Source organism: Candidatus Campbellbacteria bacterium, assembly GCA_024653945.1.
Classification (GTDB): domain Bacteria; phylum Patescibacteriota; class Minisyncoccia; order Phycocordibacterales; family EsbW-18; genus EsbW-18.
Genome location: JANLIT010000004.1, coordinates 89416 through 109466, shown reverse-complemented (window position 1 = coordinate 109466; position 20051 = coordinate 89416). Strand labels below are relative to the sequence as shown.

The window sequence follows — 20051 nt, the reverse complement described above, 5'->3', positions numbered from 1 at the left end:
GCGATTTAATTTTCGGTCACTAAAAGTGACCGTTGCCGCCTCTGGTGGGGTTTTGTGTTATAATTCAGTCCACGGTCTATATTTTATGGAGTTTTTCAGCAAATTGTTCGGAAGTGATGCGTCACGGACCCTTTCGGCCCTTCAGCCGATTGTCGTGCAGATAAACAGTTTTGAGACCGCCACACAGGCGCTTTCTAACGTAGAACTTCGCGCAAAAACTGATGAATTCAGGAGTCGTCTCGTAAGCGGAGAAACACTCGAGGACATTCTTCCTGAAGCTTTTGCTGTTGTACGTGAAGCGGCACAACGAACACTTAAACAACGACACTATGATGTGCAACTCATTGGTGGAATTATGTTGCACCGTGGTGCAATTGCTGAAATGCGAACAGGAGAAGGAAAAACCCTTGTTGAAACGCTTCCCGCATATCTCAACGCACTAACAGAAAGTGGTGTACACATCGTGACGGTCAATGATTATCTTGCTCGACGTGACGCGGTGTGGATGGGGCAAGTCTTTTCTTTTCTCGGTCTTTCAATCGGTGTCGTAAACAGTCAGCGTCAATCATTTTTGTATGATCCGGCTCATCTAGAGGTGGATGAAAGGCGTGATGAGGTTGGTTCGTTTAAAATTGTGTACGAATTTTTACGCCCATGTGAAAAACGAGACGCATACGCCGCTGACATCACGTATGGTACAAACAGCGAGTTTGGTTTTGACTATTTACGTGACAACACCGTGTACAGAAAAGAGGACTTATCTCAACGTATGCCAAAAAATGGAGGACACTCTTTCGCCATTGTTGATGAAATTGACTCAATTTTGATAGATGAAGCTCGCACACCGCTCATCATTTCTATTGCCACAAATGAGTCCGAAAAACTGTACACAACGTTTGCTGAAATAGCTAACCATCTTACAGAAGAAGAGGACTATGAGGTAGATGAGAAAAAACACGCGATATTACTTACCGAATCGGGCATTAGTAAAGCCGAGAAGATACTCGGACTAGAGAATATCTATACTGACGCAGGTGTTCGGTATGTGCACCACCTTGAATCGGCGGTAAAGGCGAAGGCACTCTACAAAAAAGACAAAGAGTACGTCGTGCGCGACGGGGAAGTTATCATTGTTGATGAATTTACGGGAAGACTTCAACCAGGACGACGATGGTCAGAGGGGTTGCACCAAGCTATTGAAGCGAAAGAGGGTGCACGTATTCAAGAAGAGTCCCGAACGCTTGCTTCCATTACCTATCAAAACTACTTCCGCATGTATAAAAAGCTTTCGGGCATGACGGGAACGGCGTTCTCAAGTTCCGAAGAATTTTTCAAAGTGTATGGACTTGATGTGATTCCTATTCCAACAAATCGTCCAAGTGCGCGCACTGACCACAATGACTTCATTTACCAAACAGAGAAAGGGAAATTTGAGGCGATAGCAAAACGGGTGAAAGAAGCACATGACAAAGGTCAGCCGGTGTTGATTGGTACGGTGTCTATTGAAAAAAACGAATTGCTTGCCATGCATCTTCACAACGAAGGCATCCCACACACCATTCTTAATGCAAAAATGCACGAGCAAGAAGGAGAGGTGATTGCACAAGCAGGACGAAAGGGTTCAGTAACAGTTGCAACAAACATGGCAGGACGAGGAGTTGATATTAAACTCGGTGGCGCACTTGCAACACTCGAAGAACACGAGGAGGTGAAACAACTCGGTGGTTTGTTTGTACTTGGAACCGAACGACACGAAGCGCGTCGTATTGATGATCAGTTGCGTGGTCGTTCGGGCCGTCAGGGAGATCCCGGTGAAACACATTTTTTTGTATCACTTGAAGATTCATTGATGCGCGTGTTTGCGTCTGATGTGGTAAAACGTATGATGGGTCGTTTCGGTATTCCTGAGGATGTACCTATTGAAAATAAACTCATTAACCGATCACTTGAAGCTGCTCAGAAAAAAATTGAAGGCCTTAACTTTGATGTACGAAAACACGTGCTTGAGTTTGATGACGTGATGAACACACAACGAAAGACTATTTATGACCGTCGAAAGGCACTTATACTTGGCGAACACGCAGATATAGAGCGTATTCTATTTGAGATGATAGATGGTGATGAGGATGTGACACGCATTCTCGAGCAAAAAAAGAAAGAACTTGGTGAAGGTCCTTTTTTAGAAGTGGCCCGCCGGCTTATGTTGCAGGCAATTGATGTCTTTTGGATTGATCACCTTGAACTCATGGACTTTACGCGTAGTAGTGTCAATCTTCGTGCGTATGGTCAGCGTGACCCACTTGTTGAATATCAAAAAGAGGGTTTGATGGCATTTAGAAGGATGGAGGCATCAATTGTTGGGCACGTTATAAGTATGGTGCCTCAAATTGGTGCGGGGGCATTTACGAAAGAAGAAGAACAGTTGCGTCGTGAACGGGCGCGTCTTCAAATGATTGGAAATGATTCTTCATCAGCACCAGCTCAGGCAAAAAGTATTGAACATTTTGGACGTAACGATGTTGTTACCATCACCAATGGAACCACAACACAGGAAATGAAATATAAAAAAGCAGAAGGACTTATTGAAAGTGGAGAATGGAAGGTTGTTGAAAAATAAGGAGCGTGGCGACTATATTTTTCACAACCCAGCCCTTTCTCTTGAATAACGCCATACAGCATGATACCCATAGCAACAAAATCATACACTCCTGAACAACCCATCTTTTTTGGCATAAAAGGGCGGGGTGGTGATTTTTACTCCAATAAGCGAGGAGTGTCGCGCAAACGATCTTGTTTGCATGACATCCGAGCGATGTTGGAGAAAGGTTTACCTTATACTCACTCCGTTCATTAAAAATCAACCTTATGTTAGATAACCTTCTTTCATTTGCTCAAGCACTTTTTGTTTCCATTGGTCCGTGGGGCGTTTTGGCCCTCGGTTTTTTGCAAGAAATTATTCCACCAATTCCTTCAACACTGGTTACGGTGTCAGCGGGTTTCTTTTTTCTTGAAGGAACAGCACTCTCAACGGCTGCATTTTTGAAACTCTTTTTGTATGTCGGGTTACCTATTGCTGTCGGTCTTTCTTTCGGCTCTCTTATTATTTACGGCATTGTGTATTGGGGAGGAAAACCCATTGTGGTGAAATATGGAAAGTACATGGGCGTGTCGTGGGATGAAGTTGAGAAGATGCGTCTGTATATGGAGGGTCACACGTGGGATGATGTGCTTCTCTTTGCCGCACGATCATTTCCACTTACACCAAGTGTGGCAATCAATGTGTTTTGTGGTCTTGTTCGTTGGCGTCCACTACCATTTTTTCTCCACACCTTTTTTGGCACCATTGTTCGTTCAATGTGGTCAGGATTTATTGGGTGGCAATTTGGTAATTTCTATCTCGGGTATTCAACAGTAGTAGAGGGCGCACAAAACACTATTCTTATTGCTTGTGCTCTGGCCCTGGTTGTTTTTCTGTATTACCACAAAAAGAAAAAGAAAAAACAGCACGATATTGTCATTGAAGAAGTGGTGGTAGAATAGTTGTACTTATAAGCACTCCTAATACACACTAACATATGAATATTCTGTACAAAATAATTTTAACAGCCCTTGCGGTTCTCGGTGCCTCGTATCTTATCCCAGGCATTGTTGTTGAAAGTTTCTATGTCGCTCTCATTGTTGCTGTCGTGCTTGCAGTACTCAACCTTATTGTGAAGCCAATCATTATTTTATTGACGCTTCCAATCAACATCATTACACTCGGATTTTTCACACTTGTTATTAATGCGGGGCTATTCTGGTTGGCAGCATACTTTGTTGACGGATTTCTCGTAGAAAGATTTATAGACGCCTTTATTGGCGCACTTCTTGTTTCGGTTGTGGTGTGGGTAGGGCACAAATTTCTTCCTGACAATGACTAAGATTCGGATTGTTACACACAGTGGAGGATTTCATGCCGATGATGTATTTGGAGTTGCCGCATTGCGGTTGTTACTTGCCGGACAGGAAATTGAAGTGCTACGGAGTCGAGACCCTGAAATTATTAGGAGCGGTGACTATGTTCTTGACGCTGGTTTTGTATATGACGAGTCAAAAAATAGGTTTGATCACCACCAAGAGGGCGGGGCAGGAAAGCGTAACAATGGTATTCCATATGCCTCATTTGGTCTCATTTGGAAAAAGTTTGGAAAGGAAATTATTGGTTCTCAAACAGATGCAGATGCTGTCGACGAATATATTATTGAACCCATAGACGCATATGACAACGGTGTTGAGTTGTTTTTTAAGAATGATCAATATAAAAAGTCACCGTTTCTCATTCAGTCAGTAATCGCTTTTCTTGAACCGGCCCGCGGTGAAGCATTAACACGTGACGAGGCTTTTATGGAAGCAGTTGCGATTGCTGGACGGATTCTTGAACGAGTTATTGTTCATGTAAAAAGTGATGCTGAAACAAAACAATTTATACACACACAGTATGAAGCATCTAAAAATAAAACCATCATTGTCTTTCCAGAGGGAGAAATTATTTCACGCACCCTCATTGCTAATGTGCTTGGTGAATATCAAGAGCCTATTTATTTTGTTCGGACTCACGAGGACGGGACTTGGCAAGTTGTGGGAGTTTCTATTGAGCCTTTCTCATTCGCAGTACGAAAATCACTGCCTGTTGCGTGGCAGGGAAAGAAAGGTGATGAACTTGCGTCAATAACTGGTGTTACAGACGCTTTCTTCTGCCACCGTGCTGGATTTATGGCAGTTACAAAAACAAAGGAAGGGGCTATTGCACTAGCTGAATTAGCTCTTACAAACTAAATTTTCTAATCACCAACTTCTAACCCCCAACTCCAAACCCACCACTATTTATGCCCTTCATTGATGAACTACACTTACATTTGACTGCGGGTCGCGGAGGCGACGGTGTGGTGCGTTGGTTGCATCTCAAAGGGAAAGATTTGTCTGGTGCCGCTGGAGGTAATGGTGGCCGTGGAGGTGATGTTGTCGTTACTGCGATTCGAGACATTACTGTACTCCTTCGCTACAATGACCAAAAAAGTTATGAAGCAGAAGATGGTGCGGCTGGAGGTAGTCAAAGCAAAGAGGGAAGAGATGGTAAGGAATTACTTTTTGAATTTCCTGTTGGAACGGTGATTACCAACGTGCAGACAGGGCAACGTTTTGAACTTTTGATTGAGGGACAGAGGGAAATTATTCTCCAAGGTGGTAACGGTGGGTATGGCAATGAACACTTCAAAGGTTCTCGAAACGTTACACCAAAACAATCAACAAAAGGAAAACCTGGTGAAGAGGCTGATTTTGATATTGAACTGCAACTTGTTGTTGATGCAGGTCTCATTGGCCTTCCAAACGCTGGAAAATCGAGCGTGTTGAATGCACTGACGGGTGCGCACGCTAAAGTGGGTTCGTATGCGTTTACCACACTCAATCCAAATCTCGGCGCATTGTACGGATTTGTGCTCGCCGACATTCCGGGGTTGATTGAGGGCGCCGCAGAAGGAAAAGGGCTCGGTCACACCTTTCTTCGTCACATTAAACGAACAAAGACACTCATCCACTGTATTTCGTGTGAACACGAGGACCCCACGGTTGCATACAAAACCATTCGCGCAGAACTTTCAAAATACTCCAAAGATTTGGCAGAAAAACCCGAAGTAATTCTGTTTACAAAACGAGACCTTCTTGATGAAAAAGCACTCGCAACACGCATAAAAGATTTTGCTAAAGCAACAAAAATTCTTGCAAAGAATATCGTAACGGTTTCCGTCTACGATGACGCCTCTTTGAAAGTGTTGGGCGATACCCTTGTGAAGGTCTTAAGAAAAAAATAAAAGGGCTTGCGAATAGGATACAACTCCTGTAGTATCTTTTTCGGACGCTCTTTGGCGAGAAAACAATCGTGACTCTGTTCCCGAAAGGAATAGACTCAGCCCAAACCACGAAGATGCGAAGGGTGCGAAGCCCAATGATGCTCTGGTGGGGTAGAAGGGGCCAACATTAACGTGCTCGTACACGTTAGGGGGAGTTACAAAATGGAATACGGGTGCAATTTCCCGTCCATCTCCTCAGTTGGGGTTCCTGAGTACCAATGCTCTCAACCTTCGGGTCGAGCAAAGGGAATCTGGGTGACGTCTGTGCGTTGTATCTTCGATCAGAAGGCAAGATGCTGACTGACAAGAATGCACAGAAAACATCCAAGGCTAAGGCAACAAAGAGCGTCCACTGGTCCCCCTCAAAAGGGACCTTTTTTCTATTCGAAAATTACGCGCAAGTGTTCTATACTCTCTATATGTCAGAGTACACACCAACAATCGGACTTGAGATTTTCACCCAGCACTAAATTTAGTGCTGGGCAAGTATTGAACACAATCATTATGACAACTTACACACCAACAATTGGACTTGAAATACACGTTGAGCTCAAAACGCAGACAAAGATGTTTTGTAATTCAAAGAATGACCCGGATGAAAAGCGTCCAAACGTAAACGTGTGTCCTGTGTGTATGGGGCACCCCGGAACGCTTCCTGTCATTAACAAAGAGGCGGTAAAGCATGTGCTGAAGGTGGGCGTGGCTGTTGGTGGAGAACTCGCTGATTTTACTGAATTTGACCGCAAAAACTACTTCTACCCAGATATTCCAAAGGGATACCAAATCAGCCAGTACGCGCATCCTCTTGTGAGAGGTGGGGCTTTGCACGGTGTCGCCCTCACGCGCATTCACCTTGAAGAAGACACAGCACGTTCACAACATGCGGGAGACCACTCGCTTATTGATTTCAATCGTGCAGGTGTACCACTGATGGAATTGGTGACTGAACCAGTTATTCATAGTGCAAAAGAAGCGGGAGATTTTGCACGTGAATTGCAGTTGTTACTCCGAACGCTCGGTGTGTCTGATGCAGACATGGAAAAAGGACACCTTCGTGTGGAGGTAAATATTTCTGTTTCAAAAGATAAAAACCTTGGAACAAAAACAGAAATAAAAAACATCAACTCTTTCCGTGCTGCAGAAAAAGCAATTGCATACGAAATTGAACGACAATCGGCGTTACTTGAAGGTGGCGGAACTGTTGAGCAGGAAACGAGAGGGTGGGACGATGTGAAGGGTGTTACGTTTTCACAGCGTAAAAAAGAATCGTCCCACGACTATCGATATTTTCCAGAACCAGATTTACCAAAATTGAAGATTTCAGAAATCCCAGAATTTTCTCGTGAAGCACTTTCAAAAGAACTACCAGAATTACCGTGGGTGAAGCGAGAGAGATACAAACAGGAGTACGAAATGAAAGACGAGGATATAGAAAGTATTGTTTCATCACCGGAATCATACGAATATGTTGAAGAAATAATCAGTCACTGTTCAGCTGACAAGGAACTTTTGCAGCTGGTCGCAAATTATTTTTTGAATGACTACATAGCTTTAATTAGGGAAAAAGCAGAAAAAGATGGATATCTTTCAATACGAAAAATAGCTCCTAATTTTTTTGTTGACGCAGTAAAAATGGCCAAAGAAGGAGACCTGTCTTCCAGGGGACTCAAAGATCTTCTGCGTGTTTTGTACTTACAAGAACAAACACTAGATCCAAGAAAGGTTGCAGAGCGTGAAGGATTGCTTCAGCAAAGCGACGAAAGTGCACTTTTGAAAATTGTTGAACAAGTGATTAATGAAAATCCAACCGTTGTTGCTGACTATAAAGCAGGAAAGGAAGCACTGCTCCAATTCTTTGTGGGACAGGGCATGAAATTGTCCAAAGGGGCAGGAAATCCTAAAGTGCTCGCAGAATTGTTCAAAAAACACCTTGCATAATATTTTCTTTCAGGGATCTTCTCTGTAGATTTTGCAAAGGAGAAATGCCCATGACACTTCGCGAGGTTGGCTACATGAAGATTTTTTTCATGTCGCCAAATAACAATCTCACAGCACTCAAGCTTGATGCGTGGGTTCTCCACGCGATGCTCCAAAAGCTCGATGGGGGTCTCTTCCGTGTTGTTGAGGTAGATGGCACAAGGATGGTCGGCAAAACCTTCAAAGTACCTCTCGACACTCTTGTGTACACAGCTGGTATGAGGCCCGAGTAAGCAGTTTTTTCAAGTTGAAGCACCGTCTCTGGCGGTGCTTTCTTCTGTGCTATACCCCGCACTCACCTTTACCTTTGGAGTAAAGGTGAGTGCGGGGTATACTTTTTGTGTACCAATTATTCCTAGTATCCAGTATCTAATCTCTATTTATGTCCCGCATTGCAATCAATGGTTTTGGCAGAATCGGACGCTCGTTTCTCAAACTTGCACTCAAGTATCCTGAAATTGATGTCGTTGCCATCAATGATCTCGGTGACGCACAAAATCTCGCATACTTGCTTACGTATGACAGTTCTTACGGACGCTCGGATATTGACGTACAGGCGCGTGATGGAGGTATTACCGTAAACGGAAAAGACATCCCAATTTTTCAAGAAAAAGATCCGAGCAGTTTGCCATGGAAAAAACTTGATGTAGATATTGTTGTTGAATCAAGTGGCTTTTTCACAAACTATGCTGATGCAAAGAAACACCTTGATGCAGGCGCAAAGCGCGTAGTGATTACCGCCCCTGCAAAAGGTGACATTGTTTCAGGCATTGAAACGGCGACGGTGTTGATGGGAGTTAATGAGGAGAAATTAAAAACGTGTGACATCACTTCAAACGGTTCATGTACCACAAATGCAGTCAGTCCTGTGATTCAAATTTTGCACGAGACACTCGGTGTAGAAAAAGCAGTCCTCAATACCGTCCACGGCTACACACAATCACAAAGTTTACAAGATGGTCCGAATAAAAAAGATTGGCGCGAGGGACGAGCAGCTGCACACAACATTGTGCCGACTTCGACGGGTGCAGCAACTGCCGTAACAAAGGCAATTACTGATTTGGAAGGAAAGTTTGATGGTATTGCAATTCGAGTGCCGGTGATTGTTGGTTCTATTGCAGATGTGACACTTATTACGAAACGAAACACAACCGTGGAAGAGGTAAATGATATTTTACGAAAAGCATCACAGGATGCGCGATGGCAGGGTATTTTGAAAGTGAGCGACGAAGAACTTGTTTCTTCAGATATTGTTGGTGAACTGTATGGGGCAATTGTTGACAGTAAACTCACACGCGTTGTTGATGGAAATTTGGTGAAGGTTCTTTCGTGGTACGACAACGAGATGGGCTACACCTCAACACTCATTCGGCATGTGCGCAAAATGGCTTCCAGTTTGTCGTAGTGCATGAAAAAATCATCACGTATTATTTCCATAGTTATTATTCTTCTCTTAATGTTATTTTTTCTTTCGATTTATCAGAAAAAAACATATAACTCTTTAGGTTTTGAAGATGGTGTGGTGATGTATACACCATATAGTTTTTTTGAAGAAATGTATCTTAATTCTCAAAAATAATCTTTATGAAAATCGCACTTGGGGCAGATCATGCAGGATTTAAACTCAAAGAGTACGTGAGAGATTTTCTTGTCTCTCAAGACCACGAAGTGATGGATAAAGGTGCATTTTCGTTTGATGAAAATGATGACTACCCTGATTTTGTATTTTCCGTAGCAAATGCAGTAGCGGGCGGTGAAGCGGAAAGAGGAATTATTATTGGAAGTTCTGGTCAAGGGGAAGCAGTTGCAGCAAACCGCATTAAAGGAATTCGGACACTTGTGTATTACGGAGAACGAGAGCCCCTCACACAGACATCTAAAGTTGGTGAACAAAAAGGAATTATAGAATCAAGTCGTGAAGATAACGACTCAAATATACTCTCCCTCGGCGCATCTTTTGTTACCCACGAGGAAGCAAAAGAGGTTATAGAAAAATGGCTGCGCGCTCCATTTACAAACGAAGAACGCCACGTTCGTAGAATTCAAAAATTGGATTCTCATTCTTAGTTTTTTCTACACTCTACCTACTACTATCTATGATTCAGGTTGTTCCAGCACTACTTCCAGAAAGTTACGCCGATATTCTTGGTAAGGTGTCGCGCGTGAAAGGTATTGTGCCGCGTGTACAGCTTGATGTTGCTGATGGTACATACGCGTCATCAAAAACATGGCCATACAATGGAGACGATTCACATCTCAAAGAAATTCTCGCGCAAGATGAGGGTTTGCCATATTGGGATGACATGGATTACGAAGTTGATTTTTTAATTAATGAACCAGAGCATGCAATTGATACATGGATACAAGTGGGAATTGCCAGTGCGGTTATACATATTGAAAGCACACAAAAACTTGACGAAATAATTAAAAAACTCAAAGACGCGGACATTGAAGTTGGTCTCGGAATAAAACCAAGCACTCCGATTTCTGAATTAGTGCGATATATCGCACTAATTGATTTTGTGCAGTGTATGGGAAATGATGACATAGGATTTGCGGGTGTTTCTTTGGATGAACGAGTATTTAAGAAGATAAAATCTCTTCGCGCACAATTTCCTGAACTTCCTATCGCGGTTGATATTGGTGTTGATGATGAGACCGCACCACTTCTTGTGGAAGCGGGTGCAACAAAACTTATTTCTGGCTCAATGATTTTTGGGAGTGAAGATATACAAGATACTGTGACATACCTCCAGACCCTCTAGGGCATCCACAGAGCTCATTTTTACACGGAGTCCGCGTGTTATGATACATACAGTCATGACGCGCCTTTCTGATGAAAAAATTAAAGAGTTAGAACTGAAAGCAAACGACCCCGCACTAAAGCAAGGCTTAGTACGGGGCGAGAAGTGCACCAACATATCTCTATGACCCATTTGAGTGACGAAAAAATTAAGGAGTTAGAATTACGTGCTAACGATATTCGCATGTCGCTTATTGACATGCTTGAAGATGCGGGGAGTGGACACACTGCTGGTCCTCTTGATATGGCAGATATTTTTACCGCACTCTATTTTCATATTCTCAAACACGATCCAAAAAACCCGCAGTGGGAAGAACGCGATCGTCTCATACTTTCAAACGGACACATCACACCGATTCGGTACGCAACGATGGCACACGCGGAATACTTTCCGATGAATGAACTCAAGACACTGCGAAAATTTGGAAGTCGTCTGCAAGGACATCCAGAGAGAGAACGTTTGCCGGGATTAGAGACAACATCAGGTCCTCTTGGTTCAGGACTCTCACAGGCCTCGGGTATTGCGTATGGTGCACGGATGGACGGAAAGAAGTGGCGCACATACTGTTTGCTCTCCGATGGAGAACTACAGGCAGGAAACACGTGGGAAGGCGCAATGTTTGCAGGAAATAACAAACTTTCAAACCTTACGGCGGTTGTTGATCGCAACAATATCCAAATTGATGGTATGACGGAGAATGTGATGCCGTTGGAACCACTTGCAGATAAGTGGCGAGCATTTAATTGGCACGTGATTGAGATTGACGGGCACAACATGATGGCGTTTGTTGATGCAATTGATGAAGCAAAAGCCATTGTTGAAAAACCAACGGTGATTATTGCGCATACGATTGCAGGAAAGGGAATTAAAGAGATTGAATATGATTTTCACTGGCACGGCAAACCACCAACAAAAAAAGAAGAGCAAAAGTTTTTGAAAGAGTTGCGTACGCTTAAGGGGAAAATAGAAGCAAGTCATAATGATTAAATCAGAGCAAAAACTTATAGAAAACATTTTTGATGCAGATATCAAAAAAGTACCAACGAGAGATGGTTTTGGATATGGATTAGTGGAAGCGGGGAAAGCGGACGAACGTGTTGTGGTGTTGTGTGCCGATTTGGAAGAATCAACACGTGCGGAATGGTTTCACAAAGAATTTCCTGACCGCTATATTGAAATAGGTGTGGCAGAACAAAATCTTGCAACTGTTGGAGCTGGTCTCGCAAATTATGGAAAGATTCCCTTTATTACCTCATACGCAACGTTTTCTCCAGGACGAAATAATGAACAAATTCGTACAACGATAGCGATTAATAATGTGCCCGTTAAAATTATCGGCAGTCATGCAGGTGTGTCTGTGGGGCCTGATGGTGCAACACATCAAGCGCTTGAAGATATTGGATTGATGCGGATGCTCCCACGTATGGTAGTGATTGTGCCAGCGGATGCAGAAGAGGCGCGGAAAGCAACGATTGCAATTGCAAAAACAAATACACCTGTCTATTTGCGAATCGGCCGTGCAGGAAGTCCTTCGTTTACAACACCCGAAACCCCTTTTGAAATCGGACGTGCTGAGATACTTTGGGAAAGTGACAATCCACAAGTTGCACTTATCGCGTGCGGAACACTGGTGCACAATGCACTCGTTTCGGCAAAAAAACTCCAAGATGAAGGCATTGGCTCAATCGTGGTAAACAATCACACTATTAAACCAATGGATGAAAAAACAATCGTCGATGTTGCTTCTAAATGTGGAGCGGTAGTTACGATTGAAGAGCATCAAATTGCTGGTGGTATGGGTTCCGCGGTTGCTGAGGTACTTGCACGAGAGAAACCAGTACCAATGGAATTTATCGGTGTACATGATCAATTTGGCCAATCAGGAACTCCCGACGAACTTCTCAAACACTACAAGATGGATGTGGATTCTATTGTTGAGGCGGCCAAGAAAGTAATTGGAAGAAAATAAAAGATAAGTAATATGTAGAAAGTAGTAAGCAGAAGGAAATAAATATGATTACACCAGGAATATACAAACATACAAAAACAGGAAATCTCTACCGCGTTATTGGTATTGCAAAACACTCAGAGACACTAGAAGACCTTGTGGTGTATGAGGCTCTGTACGACAACCCAAAATCAAAACTCTGGGTTCGGCCACTTTCTATGTTTGAAGAAGAAGTAGAGATTGAAGGACAAAGGCGAAAACGATTTGAAAAGGTGGAAGAATAAATCCAGCACTCAGCGACTGAGTGCTGGATAAAAAACCGCCCCTCAACCTCGAGGGGCGGTTCGCGTTACACAGGGACACGTTTCTTAATCGCATACGCGTATTCAAGCACAATCTGCACATACTTAGGGTCTGGATTGTATCGAAATACTGCTCGTGTATTTGAGTGGCTCCACCCTGTTTTGTGGAGATAGTGCGCGATACTCCGTGTGGCGTCAGCAAGACTCCACATGAGATCGATTTTTCCATCGTCGTCGCCGTCCACGGCAAGCCGTAGCGACTCCGGAATGAAGTGTGGATACCCAAACGCTGCTGCACGAGTTCCCAAGATCAAACACACATCCCATTCGTTTGTCTTGGCCATCTGCAGAAAAGGGATGATTTCCTTTTCTTTGATGTAGTTTCGACGTTTGTTTCCGCTTGGACCATCAACAACCCGCTCATACTTCTTGAAAAGTGTCGCGATGACTGGCGTGCCCGCACGATTCTCACCAAGGTTTGATTCGATCCGGGGGATTGCCAGAATTACATAGGGGAGGAGGTCGTCCTTTGCATATGTCTTGCCAGCGGCGGTGAAGAGACTTCCGTTGGCGAGGAAAAATAATTCTCCTCGCGTTTGCGACACATCAGAGAGAACTTCGTTACGAAGCTCGTTCCAGGCTCGCAGGCGTGGCTGAGGAACTTCAATCTCGCTGCAAACATCCTTGTGGTTGAAGATGTCGGTGACCCACTCTTCTCCCAATACGGACAGTTCCTTGGTGAGGTCCGCGACACGTTCCTTGTGGGTGTGCGCGTTTGCCGTGTGCATGTTGAAAAAGAACAGTACAAACAAAAAGAAGAGCGGAGTTCTCTTCATTGGAGTCTCCTTATTTCTTGTGGTTGTCGTCTAGTGAAAGTATATCTAGCATTTACTCTACCTCCAAACCAAGTGGTGGGAGCCAGCTCAAGTAAGTTCTGGATGAACTCAATCTAGAGCTTCTCAACCCTGTAGTCCGCAGGAGCTTCGGCAAGATGTTTTTCCAGTTGTTCACGTGAGAGGAGTCCTGCTTGTGCGCCAATGTATTGCACAACTGACATGGAGTTAATAGGTCCCCACAAAAGCGCTTCAGACAAAGGTTTTTCAAGAACAAGCGCAGAAACAACCGTTGAAGCAAACGCATCTCCAGCCCCCGTGCGGTCAACTGGTGGTTTTGGGTCTGGGTACATGGTAACCGAGAGCATCTCGCCGTTTTGTGAATCGTACGCATATGCACCATTTGGTCCGTCCGTAATGACTACCACCTTTGGTCCGAGAGCAGAGACATCTTTCAAAAGTTTTTTGATGTCGTTGATTTCTGGTGTTTCTAAAATTCTACCCGCCTCCTCGCGGTTGCAAAAGAAAATGTGCGTGCGTGCATATATGTCGGATAATTCTTTTGCTCCGAGTTTAATCTGAAATGTTCCCGGTTGAAATGCAAGTTTAATTGATGGATGTGCTTCCAGATACCGCGCGATTTCGTGATGATAGTCCAGAGAGTGGTCTGCGAGAGACGAAAGATATAACCATGTCGGTTCTCCAATGTCGGGGAGTGCGTACGGATATGGTTGATGTTTGATTAGAATGGTTCGCTCTGGTCCATAGTGTAAAACATAGTGGTGATTGCTCAGCATGTCTTCGTGTATACGAATGAACGATGTTGATACATTGTGCCCAGTGAGTGTTTCAAGTATTTTTGTTCCAAGCTCATCATCCCCAACATCACTGACGAATGCGGTCGTTAGGCCAAGCCGAGTTGCTGATACAGCGGCATTTGCCGCGTTGCCGACCGCATGTACTACAGTCAGGTTTTTATATGACACCTTGTCTCCAAATCGAAAACAAATCTCCTGATACCCCTTGTCTTCGGGGTCACGTTTCGTGTCAATACGTACATCTTCTAGTTCAATAAACTCGTCGGTTACTGTGTCGCCAATGGCGATAAGGTCGTAGGTCATGGGGATATGATAGCACAGGGGATAGAGCATGTAACACATAGCATGTAACACGCAGCAGGTAACACGCAACATGTAACACGCAACATGTAACAAGCGCTATTTTTGTTATGTGCTACACGCTACATGTTTTATGATAGAATTATGGGATGAAAACTCTACGCGAAACAATTAATGAGGCACAGAAAGGTAAGTATGCCATCGGACATTTTAATGTTGCAAACATAGAAATGGTGCAAGCAATTGTGAACGCCGCCAAAGATGTGCGCCTCCCTGTCATCATTGGAGCATCAGAAGGGGAACGAGATGCGTTTGGTGTGAAAGAACTCGTTGCGTTAGTGAAAACACTTCGCGAAGATACTGAACATGATATATATCTCAATGCCGATCACACATACAGTGTCGAACGTGTTAAAGAGGCAATTGATGCCGGATTTGATAGTGTTATTTTTGACGGGGCCCAGCTTTCTTTTGAAGAAAACATCGCCAAGACAAAAGAGTGTGTTGCCTATGCGCAATCAAAAGGAGACACAACATTGGTTGAAGGAGAACTTGGTTTTATTGGTGTTGGCTCGCAACTTCTTGATGTACTTCCTGTGGGCGCCGCGGTAACTGATGACATGATGACAACCGCAGAAGACGCGAAACGGTTTGTTGACGAAACAGGGGTGGACTTACTCGCCCCAGCTGTTGGCACTATTCATGGGACATTGAAGAGTGGTATGGATCCACGTCTTAATCCTTCGCGTGTGAAAGAGATTGCAGATGCCGTGAGTATTCCGCTCGTGCTTCACGGAGGCTCTGGAACATCGGACGAGGACTACCTTGCGGTCATTGTGTCAGGAATTGCTCAAGTACACGTGTCAACCGAACTCCGTGTTGCATACCGAAAAGCACTCCAAATTTCATTGCAAGAAAATACTGAGGAACTTGCACCATACAAATACACTAAACAAGCCGTGCTAGCAGTACAGGATATTGTTGAAAAGCGCCTCAAACTCTTTGCTGGCCGATAATGTATACACGAATGCGTTTTATTTTTAGTACAAGGTGCTGTGTGTTTGTGGTGGTTTTTGTCGGGTGTTTTTCTATTGTCGTGTCCGTGGTGTTTGCCGACGTGTTTGCTCCCGCAAGCTGTGTCGGTCTTTTTTCAACAGATCTCGTAGCAGAAATGAAGCATGAGATTGAGTACCGTATTGAGGGTCTAACTGCAAACGACAGCACTAAAAAGATTTTTTCAACGCGGGGAACCGATATGGATCCGTGGACGAGAAGTGCGACTGTGTGGATCACCGAAGGAGATACTCCACTTGCTTTGACGGGAGCATCACCGTGGAACTCCAATTCAAGTTTTACAAAGGCGGGCGTTCTTATCTCTCCCCGACACATCGTATTTGCAAATCACTTTCCGATAACCAATGGATCAACGATTATTTTTATTGCGGATGACAATACGATTGTTACACGCACCTTACAGGCCCAGGTGGAAATTGTTTTTCAGCCGAACCAAGATGACATTCAGCTCGGTGTCCTCAATGCCGACGTTCCTGCGGGAATAGCGTTCTATCCGATTGTGAGTAAAGAAGAAGTTGAACGCTACTTCTCTGAACCCATAGTGCCATTTATTCTTTTTGATCAGGAACAAAAAGCCTCAATCGTTGACCTTGATTATTCATACAGTTCAATGGACGGGCATGCGTCGCTTTCGTTTTTTACTCCGCCGGCGACAACGACGCGTTATGCGTTCAGTGAAGCGCTTGTGGGTGGAGACTCGGGTCAACCCGGTTTCTTTGTCATCGACGGACAGCCGACGCTTACCACCACGATTACAGGTGACGGCTATGGCCCTTTTTATGGCGCATATACAGAGGCGCTCAATGAAGCGATTCTTGACCTTGGCAATGATGGCGGGTATCAAATCTCAACCTATGATCTATCGTGTTTTGTTGGAAATGAAACTCCCGTGGTTACACCTGATACTCTTACACTTTCCGAAAACAGTCCTATAAATACAGTTGTTGGTACGGTCACGGCGACTGACGCATATGGTGGTAACACGCTTACATACACCATTGTGTCTGGGAATACAGATTCGGCGTTTACCATTGATGGAGCGACAGGTGTTCTGACCGTCCAAACAGCATCGGTGATTGATTTTGAAACAAATCCATCTTTTGATCTTGTTGTCGGAGCAACAGACAACTGGATGACGCCAAGAACCGGAACAGGAACAACACACATTGACCTTGAAGATGTTCTTGAGGTGGTGGTTCCTACGGTGACGACCGATGCGGTATCTTCAATTGAACAAACTACCGCGGTTGGAAATGGGACGATTAGTACAACTGGTGGAGAAAATGTGACAGCACGTGGTTTTACATTTGGTCTCACCACGGCATATGGTGCAACAACAACAGAGAACGGGGTTTTTTCAACGGGAGTTTTTTCTGGAAGTCTTACGTCACTTGTATGCGAAACGTTGTATCACGTGAAGGTGTGGGCATCAAATCCGACGGCTGGAATTGCTTATGGTGCAGATAGATCGTTCACCACGTCTACATGCTCGGTAGAAGAGGAAGAAAGTGGAGGTGGTGGGGATAACAAAAAACCAATAATCCCTGCAGTGCCTGAAGCCGTACCCCAAAATGACACAAAGATTCTTCAAACACTTCTTATTCAGCTCAAATCTCTTATCGTACAATTCATTGCCCTTGGTGGCATTCCCACACCAGAGATGGTTGTGTTTCTTGGTCCAATCTCAGAAAAAAATGAGTACTCACGCGACCTCACCCTTGGCGATAGTGGACAAGACGTTGTCAAACTTCAAATATTTCTTATTACACAAAACTCGGGTTCTTTCGCTCGCACTTTGTTCTTGGTTGGTGCGACTGGTTATTTTGGCACACGTACCCAACAAGCTCTCGCTGAATTTCAAATGGTCAAAGGAGTTACCCCTTCAATAGGATATTTTGGTCAAAAAACCCGAGCCGTTGTACTGGGGCTCTCTAGGACGGTTGCATTTTAAGTGTCTCTATGCGATTATTGGTGACCTATGACGGTAGTACAGATACAAAAACGAGATGGAGGAAAGCCAGACACGCTTCGTGCAAACGGGCGTATTCCTGGTGTACTCTATGGTCCAAAAGAGCCAACACAAGCTATTTCTGTTGATCAGAAGGTGTTTGAGAAGCTCTGGAAAGAAGCAGGTGAGTCAACTGTCATCACTCTTGAGGGTGTGGGTGAACCCAAAGATGCGCTCATTCACGAAGTTGATTTTCATCCAGTGACTGACATCGCTCGCCACGTTGATTTTTATGTTATTGAGAAAGGAAAGAAGGTGCAAACAGAAGTTCCCCTTGTATTTGTTGGTGAGTCACCAGCAGTTAAGAACCTTGGAGGAACACTTATGAAAGTTATGCACGAAGTTAAAGTGGAAGCATTTCCAAAGGACTTGCCACATGAGATACTAATAGATGTATCGACACTTGAAACCTTTGAGGGTCGTATCGCCATTAAAGATATACCAGTACCCGCGGGTGTGGCCATTCAGGAAGAGTTAGAAGAAACAGTAGTATCTGTGTCACAACCGAAAGAAGAAGAGGAGGCGCCAGTTGCTGAAATAGACATGGAGTCTATTGAAGTTGAAAAGAGGGGCAAGAAAGAGGAAGAAGGAGAGGAAGGCGGAGAGGCCACGGGAGAAGATGCGGAAAAGCCAGAAAAGACAGAAAAGCCGGAAAAAAACTAGGCGTAGTCCAATACCAACGGGTGTCTGGCCACTTCTATGCGCCATTCACGCTCCCTACTCATTTTGTTCATAAGTATTCTCTCCGTGGGATTCTGCTCCACGGTCTTTGCTGAAACCCTACAGGACTCTGTTGAAGCACGGCAGAAAGAGCTTGAGGCGCAACTCAAAAAAGTTGAGAAAGAAATAGAATTTCAGCAGGTTTTTCTTGATGAAAAACGCACCGAACGCGTGTCACTTGAACGTGACGTGTCGTTGCTCAATGGTGAAATAAAAAAATCCCAACTTGGTATTCAGGCACGCACGTACTCCATTAAAAAAATTGGAGGTGAAATTGGCGACAAGCTAGAAACCATAGATGAACTCACTGCCCGCATGTCTCGAGAGAAAGAGTCCCTCGCGCAACTTATTCGTGAAACAAATCGATTAGACAATGTGTCTCTTGTAGAGGTGGCTCTTGCTAAAGAAAACATTTCAGAATTTTTTGAGGACCTAGATTCTTTTGATGCGATTACTGTAGCGCTTCAGGGTTCATTTCGAGAAATTGAATCAACAAAGGATGAAACTCATAAAGAAAAAGTAACCCTAGAAGAACGACAAGCAGATGAACTTGAACTCAAAAAACTTCAAGAACTTGAAAAGAAAAAAATTGAAATTCAAGAGGCACAAAAAAAGGAGGTGCTCACCGTGACGAAGGGTCAGGAAACCGTCTACCAAACGATTATTGCGCAGAAACAACAGACGGCCGCACAAATTCGCGCCGAGCTCTTCAAACTTCGCGGTTCATCAGCAATTTCCCTCGGTGAGGCCATTGATTTTGCACAAGACGTACAAAAAGTTACTGGTGTGCGAGCAGCACTTATTTTAGGAACACTTCAGGAAGAGACACGCCTCGGAGAAAATCTTGGAACAGGAAACTGGATTACTGATTCGCACCCGGAGCGTGATAAATATATTTTTGGGACACTCATGAAAGATTTAGGGCTCAACCCAGATAGTATGCCGGTGTCTGCAAAGCCGTGGTACGGATGGGGGGGCGCTATGGGACCGGCACAATTTATTCCTTCAACATGGGCACAATACGCTGGGTATTCATGTGACAAGACAACACAAACATGTGCACCGTATGATAAAAATAAGGATCGTATCGGAGCTGTTTCTGGAAACTTTCCACCAAATCCATACAATCCATTGGACGCCTTCACCGCGGCCGGGATTCTTTTAGGCGACAACGGTGCAACCGCGGGAACTCGGGCAGCAGAACGTCTTGCGTCACTTCGTTATTTTGCAGGCTGGGGAAACGCGTCTAAACCATCGTATGCTTTTTATGGTGATGAAGTGATGGCACTTGCCGATGGGTACCAAGTGCAGATTGATATTTTGAAGAATGGAAAGTAAGCTTTCCCCACAGGTAAAAAAGCACCACAAAAACTGTTACA

General features: G+C 44.2%; 20 protein-coding genes. 18 read left to right on the top strand and 2 right to left on the bottom strand.

From position 1 onward, the window contains the following. Positions 1–85: 85 nt before the first annotated feature. The 14 genes from secA to NUW02_03500 all read left to right on the top strand — a co-directional run bounded on the left by secA (position 86) and on the right by NUW02_03500 (position 12901). The gene (gene secA / locus NUW02_03565; protein ID MCR4275089.1) at positions 86–2617 is read left to right on the top strand and encodes a preprotein translocase subunit SecA; all 2532 of its coding nucleotides are present in this window, start codon (positions 86–88) and stop codon (positions 2615–2617) included. A 248-nt stretch (positions 2618–2865) separates the two neighbouring features. Beyond that, entirely contained in the window at positions 2866–3540 is a 675-nt protein-coding gene (locus tag NUW02_03560) for a VTT domain-containing protein (protein ID MCR4275088.1), read from the top strand. A gap of 35 nt (positions 3541–3575) precedes the next feature. Then, positions 3576–3920 carry a phage holin family protein gene (locus NUW02_03555; GenBank protein ID MCR4275087.1) on the top strand — a complete coding sequence of 115 codons (345 nt, stop codon included), beginning with the start codon at positions 3576–3578 and terminating at the stop codon, positions 3918–3920. Next, positions 3913–4815, top strand: coding sequence for an MYG1 family protein (locus tag NUW02_03550; GenBank protein MCR4275086.1), 903 nt, complete (start codon positions 3913–3915; stop codon positions 4813–4815). The genes NUW02_03555 and NUW02_03550 overlap by 8 nt, the downstream gene beginning before the upstream one ends. 50 nt (positions 4816–4865) lie before the next feature. Next, entirely contained in the window at positions 4866–5849 is a 984-nt protein-coding gene (obgE, locus tag NUW02_03545; protein ID MCR4275085.1) for a GTPase ObgE, read from the top strand. A 543-nt stretch (positions 5850–6392) separates the two neighbouring features. Further along, positions 6393–7826, top strand: a complete 1434-nt coding sequence (gene gatB, locus NUW02_03540; GenBank protein MCR4275084.1) for an Asp-tRNA(Asn)/Glu-tRNA(Gln) amidotransferase subunit GatB — start codon at positions 6393–6395, stop codon at positions 7824–7826. A 44-nt stretch (positions 7827–7870) separates the two neighbouring features. Continuing rightward, entirely contained in the window at positions 7871–8098 is a 228-nt protein-coding gene (locus NUW02_03535) for a hypothetical protein (protein ID MCR4275083.1), read from the top strand. Between the two features lie 149 nt (positions 8099–8247). Further along, positions 8248–9270 (top strand): type I glyceraldehyde-3-phosphate dehydrogenase, encoded by a 1023-nt coding sequence (gene gap / locus NUW02_03530; GenBank protein ID MCR4275082.1) that lies wholly within the window; start codon positions 8248–8250, stop codon positions 9268–9270. 3 nt (positions 9271–9273) lie between these two features. Next, a complete protein-coding gene (locus tag NUW02_03525) occupies positions 9274–9444 on the top strand; it encodes a hypothetical protein (protein MCR4275081.1) in 171 nt (56 codons plus the stop codon). 5 nt (positions 9445–9449) lie between these two features. Continuing rightward, positions 9450–9932: an RpiB/LacA/LacB family sugar-phosphate isomerase gene (locus tag NUW02_03520; protein MCR4275080.1), complete on the top strand. Its 483-nt coding sequence runs from the start codon at positions 9450–9452 to the stop codon at positions 9930–9932. Between the two features lie 29 nt (positions 9933–9961). Then, positions 9962–10630, top strand: a complete 669-nt coding sequence (locus NUW02_03515) for a hypothetical protein (GenBank protein MCR4275079.1) — start codon at positions 9962–9964, stop codon at positions 10628–10630. 162 nt (positions 10631–10792) lie between these two features. Continuing rightward, positions 10793–11656 carry a transketolase gene (locus tag NUW02_03510; GenBank protein MCR4275078.1) on the top strand — a complete coding sequence of 288 codons (864 nt, stop codon included), beginning with the start codon at positions 10793–10795 and terminating at the stop codon, positions 11654–11656. Further along, positions 11649–12638: a transketolase family protein gene (locus NUW02_03505; protein MCR4275077.1), complete on the top strand. Its 990-nt coding sequence runs from the start codon at positions 11649–11651 to the stop codon at positions 12636–12638. Before NUW02_03510 ends, NUW02_03505 begins: the two co-directional genes overlap by 8 nt. 44 nt (positions 12639–12682) lie before the next feature. After that, entirely contained in the window at positions 12683–12901 is a 219-nt protein-coding gene (locus NUW02_03500) for a DUF1653 domain-containing protein (GenBank protein ID MCR4275076.1), read from the top strand. Positions 12902–12966: 65 nt separating this feature from the next. On the opposite strand, the gene NUW02_03495 is transcribed toward NUW02_03500, so the two are convergent. Together NUW02_03495 and NUW02_03490 are read right to left on the bottom strand one after the other, a co-directional pair. Beyond that, positions 12967–13707 (bottom strand): lytic murein transglycosylase, encoded by a 741-nt coding sequence (locus NUW02_03495; GenBank protein MCR4275075.1) that lies wholly within the window; start codon positions 13705–13707, stop codon positions 12967–12969. Between the two features lie 161 nt (positions 13708–13868). Then, positions 13869–14873, bottom strand: a complete 1005-nt coding sequence (locus tag NUW02_03490) for a carbohydrate kinase family protein (protein MCR4275074.1) — start codon at positions 14871–14873, stop codon at positions 13869–13871. Between the two features lie 146 nt (positions 14874–15019). Between NUW02_03490 and NUW02_03485 the strand changes: the two genes are divergently transcribed. The 4 genes from NUW02_03485 (at position 15020) to NUW02_03470 (ending at position 20010) form a co-directional block, all read left to right on the top strand. Beyond that, positions 15020–15886 carry a class II fructose-bisphosphate aldolase gene (locus tag NUW02_03485; GenBank protein ID MCR4275073.1) on the top strand — a complete coding sequence of 289 codons (867 nt, stop codon included), beginning with the start codon at positions 15020–15022 and terminating at the stop codon, positions 15884–15886. Between the two features lie 80 nt (positions 15887–15966). Beyond that, entirely contained in the window at positions 15967–17895 is a 1929-nt protein-coding gene (locus tag NUW02_03480; GenBank protein ID MCR4275072.1) for a cadherin domain-containing protein, read from the top strand. A 27-nt stretch (positions 17896–17922) separates the two neighbouring features. Further along, positions 17923–18615 carry a 50S ribosomal protein L25 gene (locus tag NUW02_03475; protein MCR4275071.1) on the top strand — a complete coding sequence of 231 codons (693 nt, stop codon included), beginning with the start codon at positions 17923–17925 and terminating at the stop codon, positions 18613–18615. A gap of 36 nt (positions 18616–18651) precedes the next feature. Next, positions 18652–20010, top strand: coding sequence for a hypothetical protein (locus tag NUW02_03470; protein MCR4275070.1), 1359 nt, complete (start codon positions 18652–18654; stop codon positions 20008–20010). Positions 20011–20051: the final 41 nt, after the last annotated feature.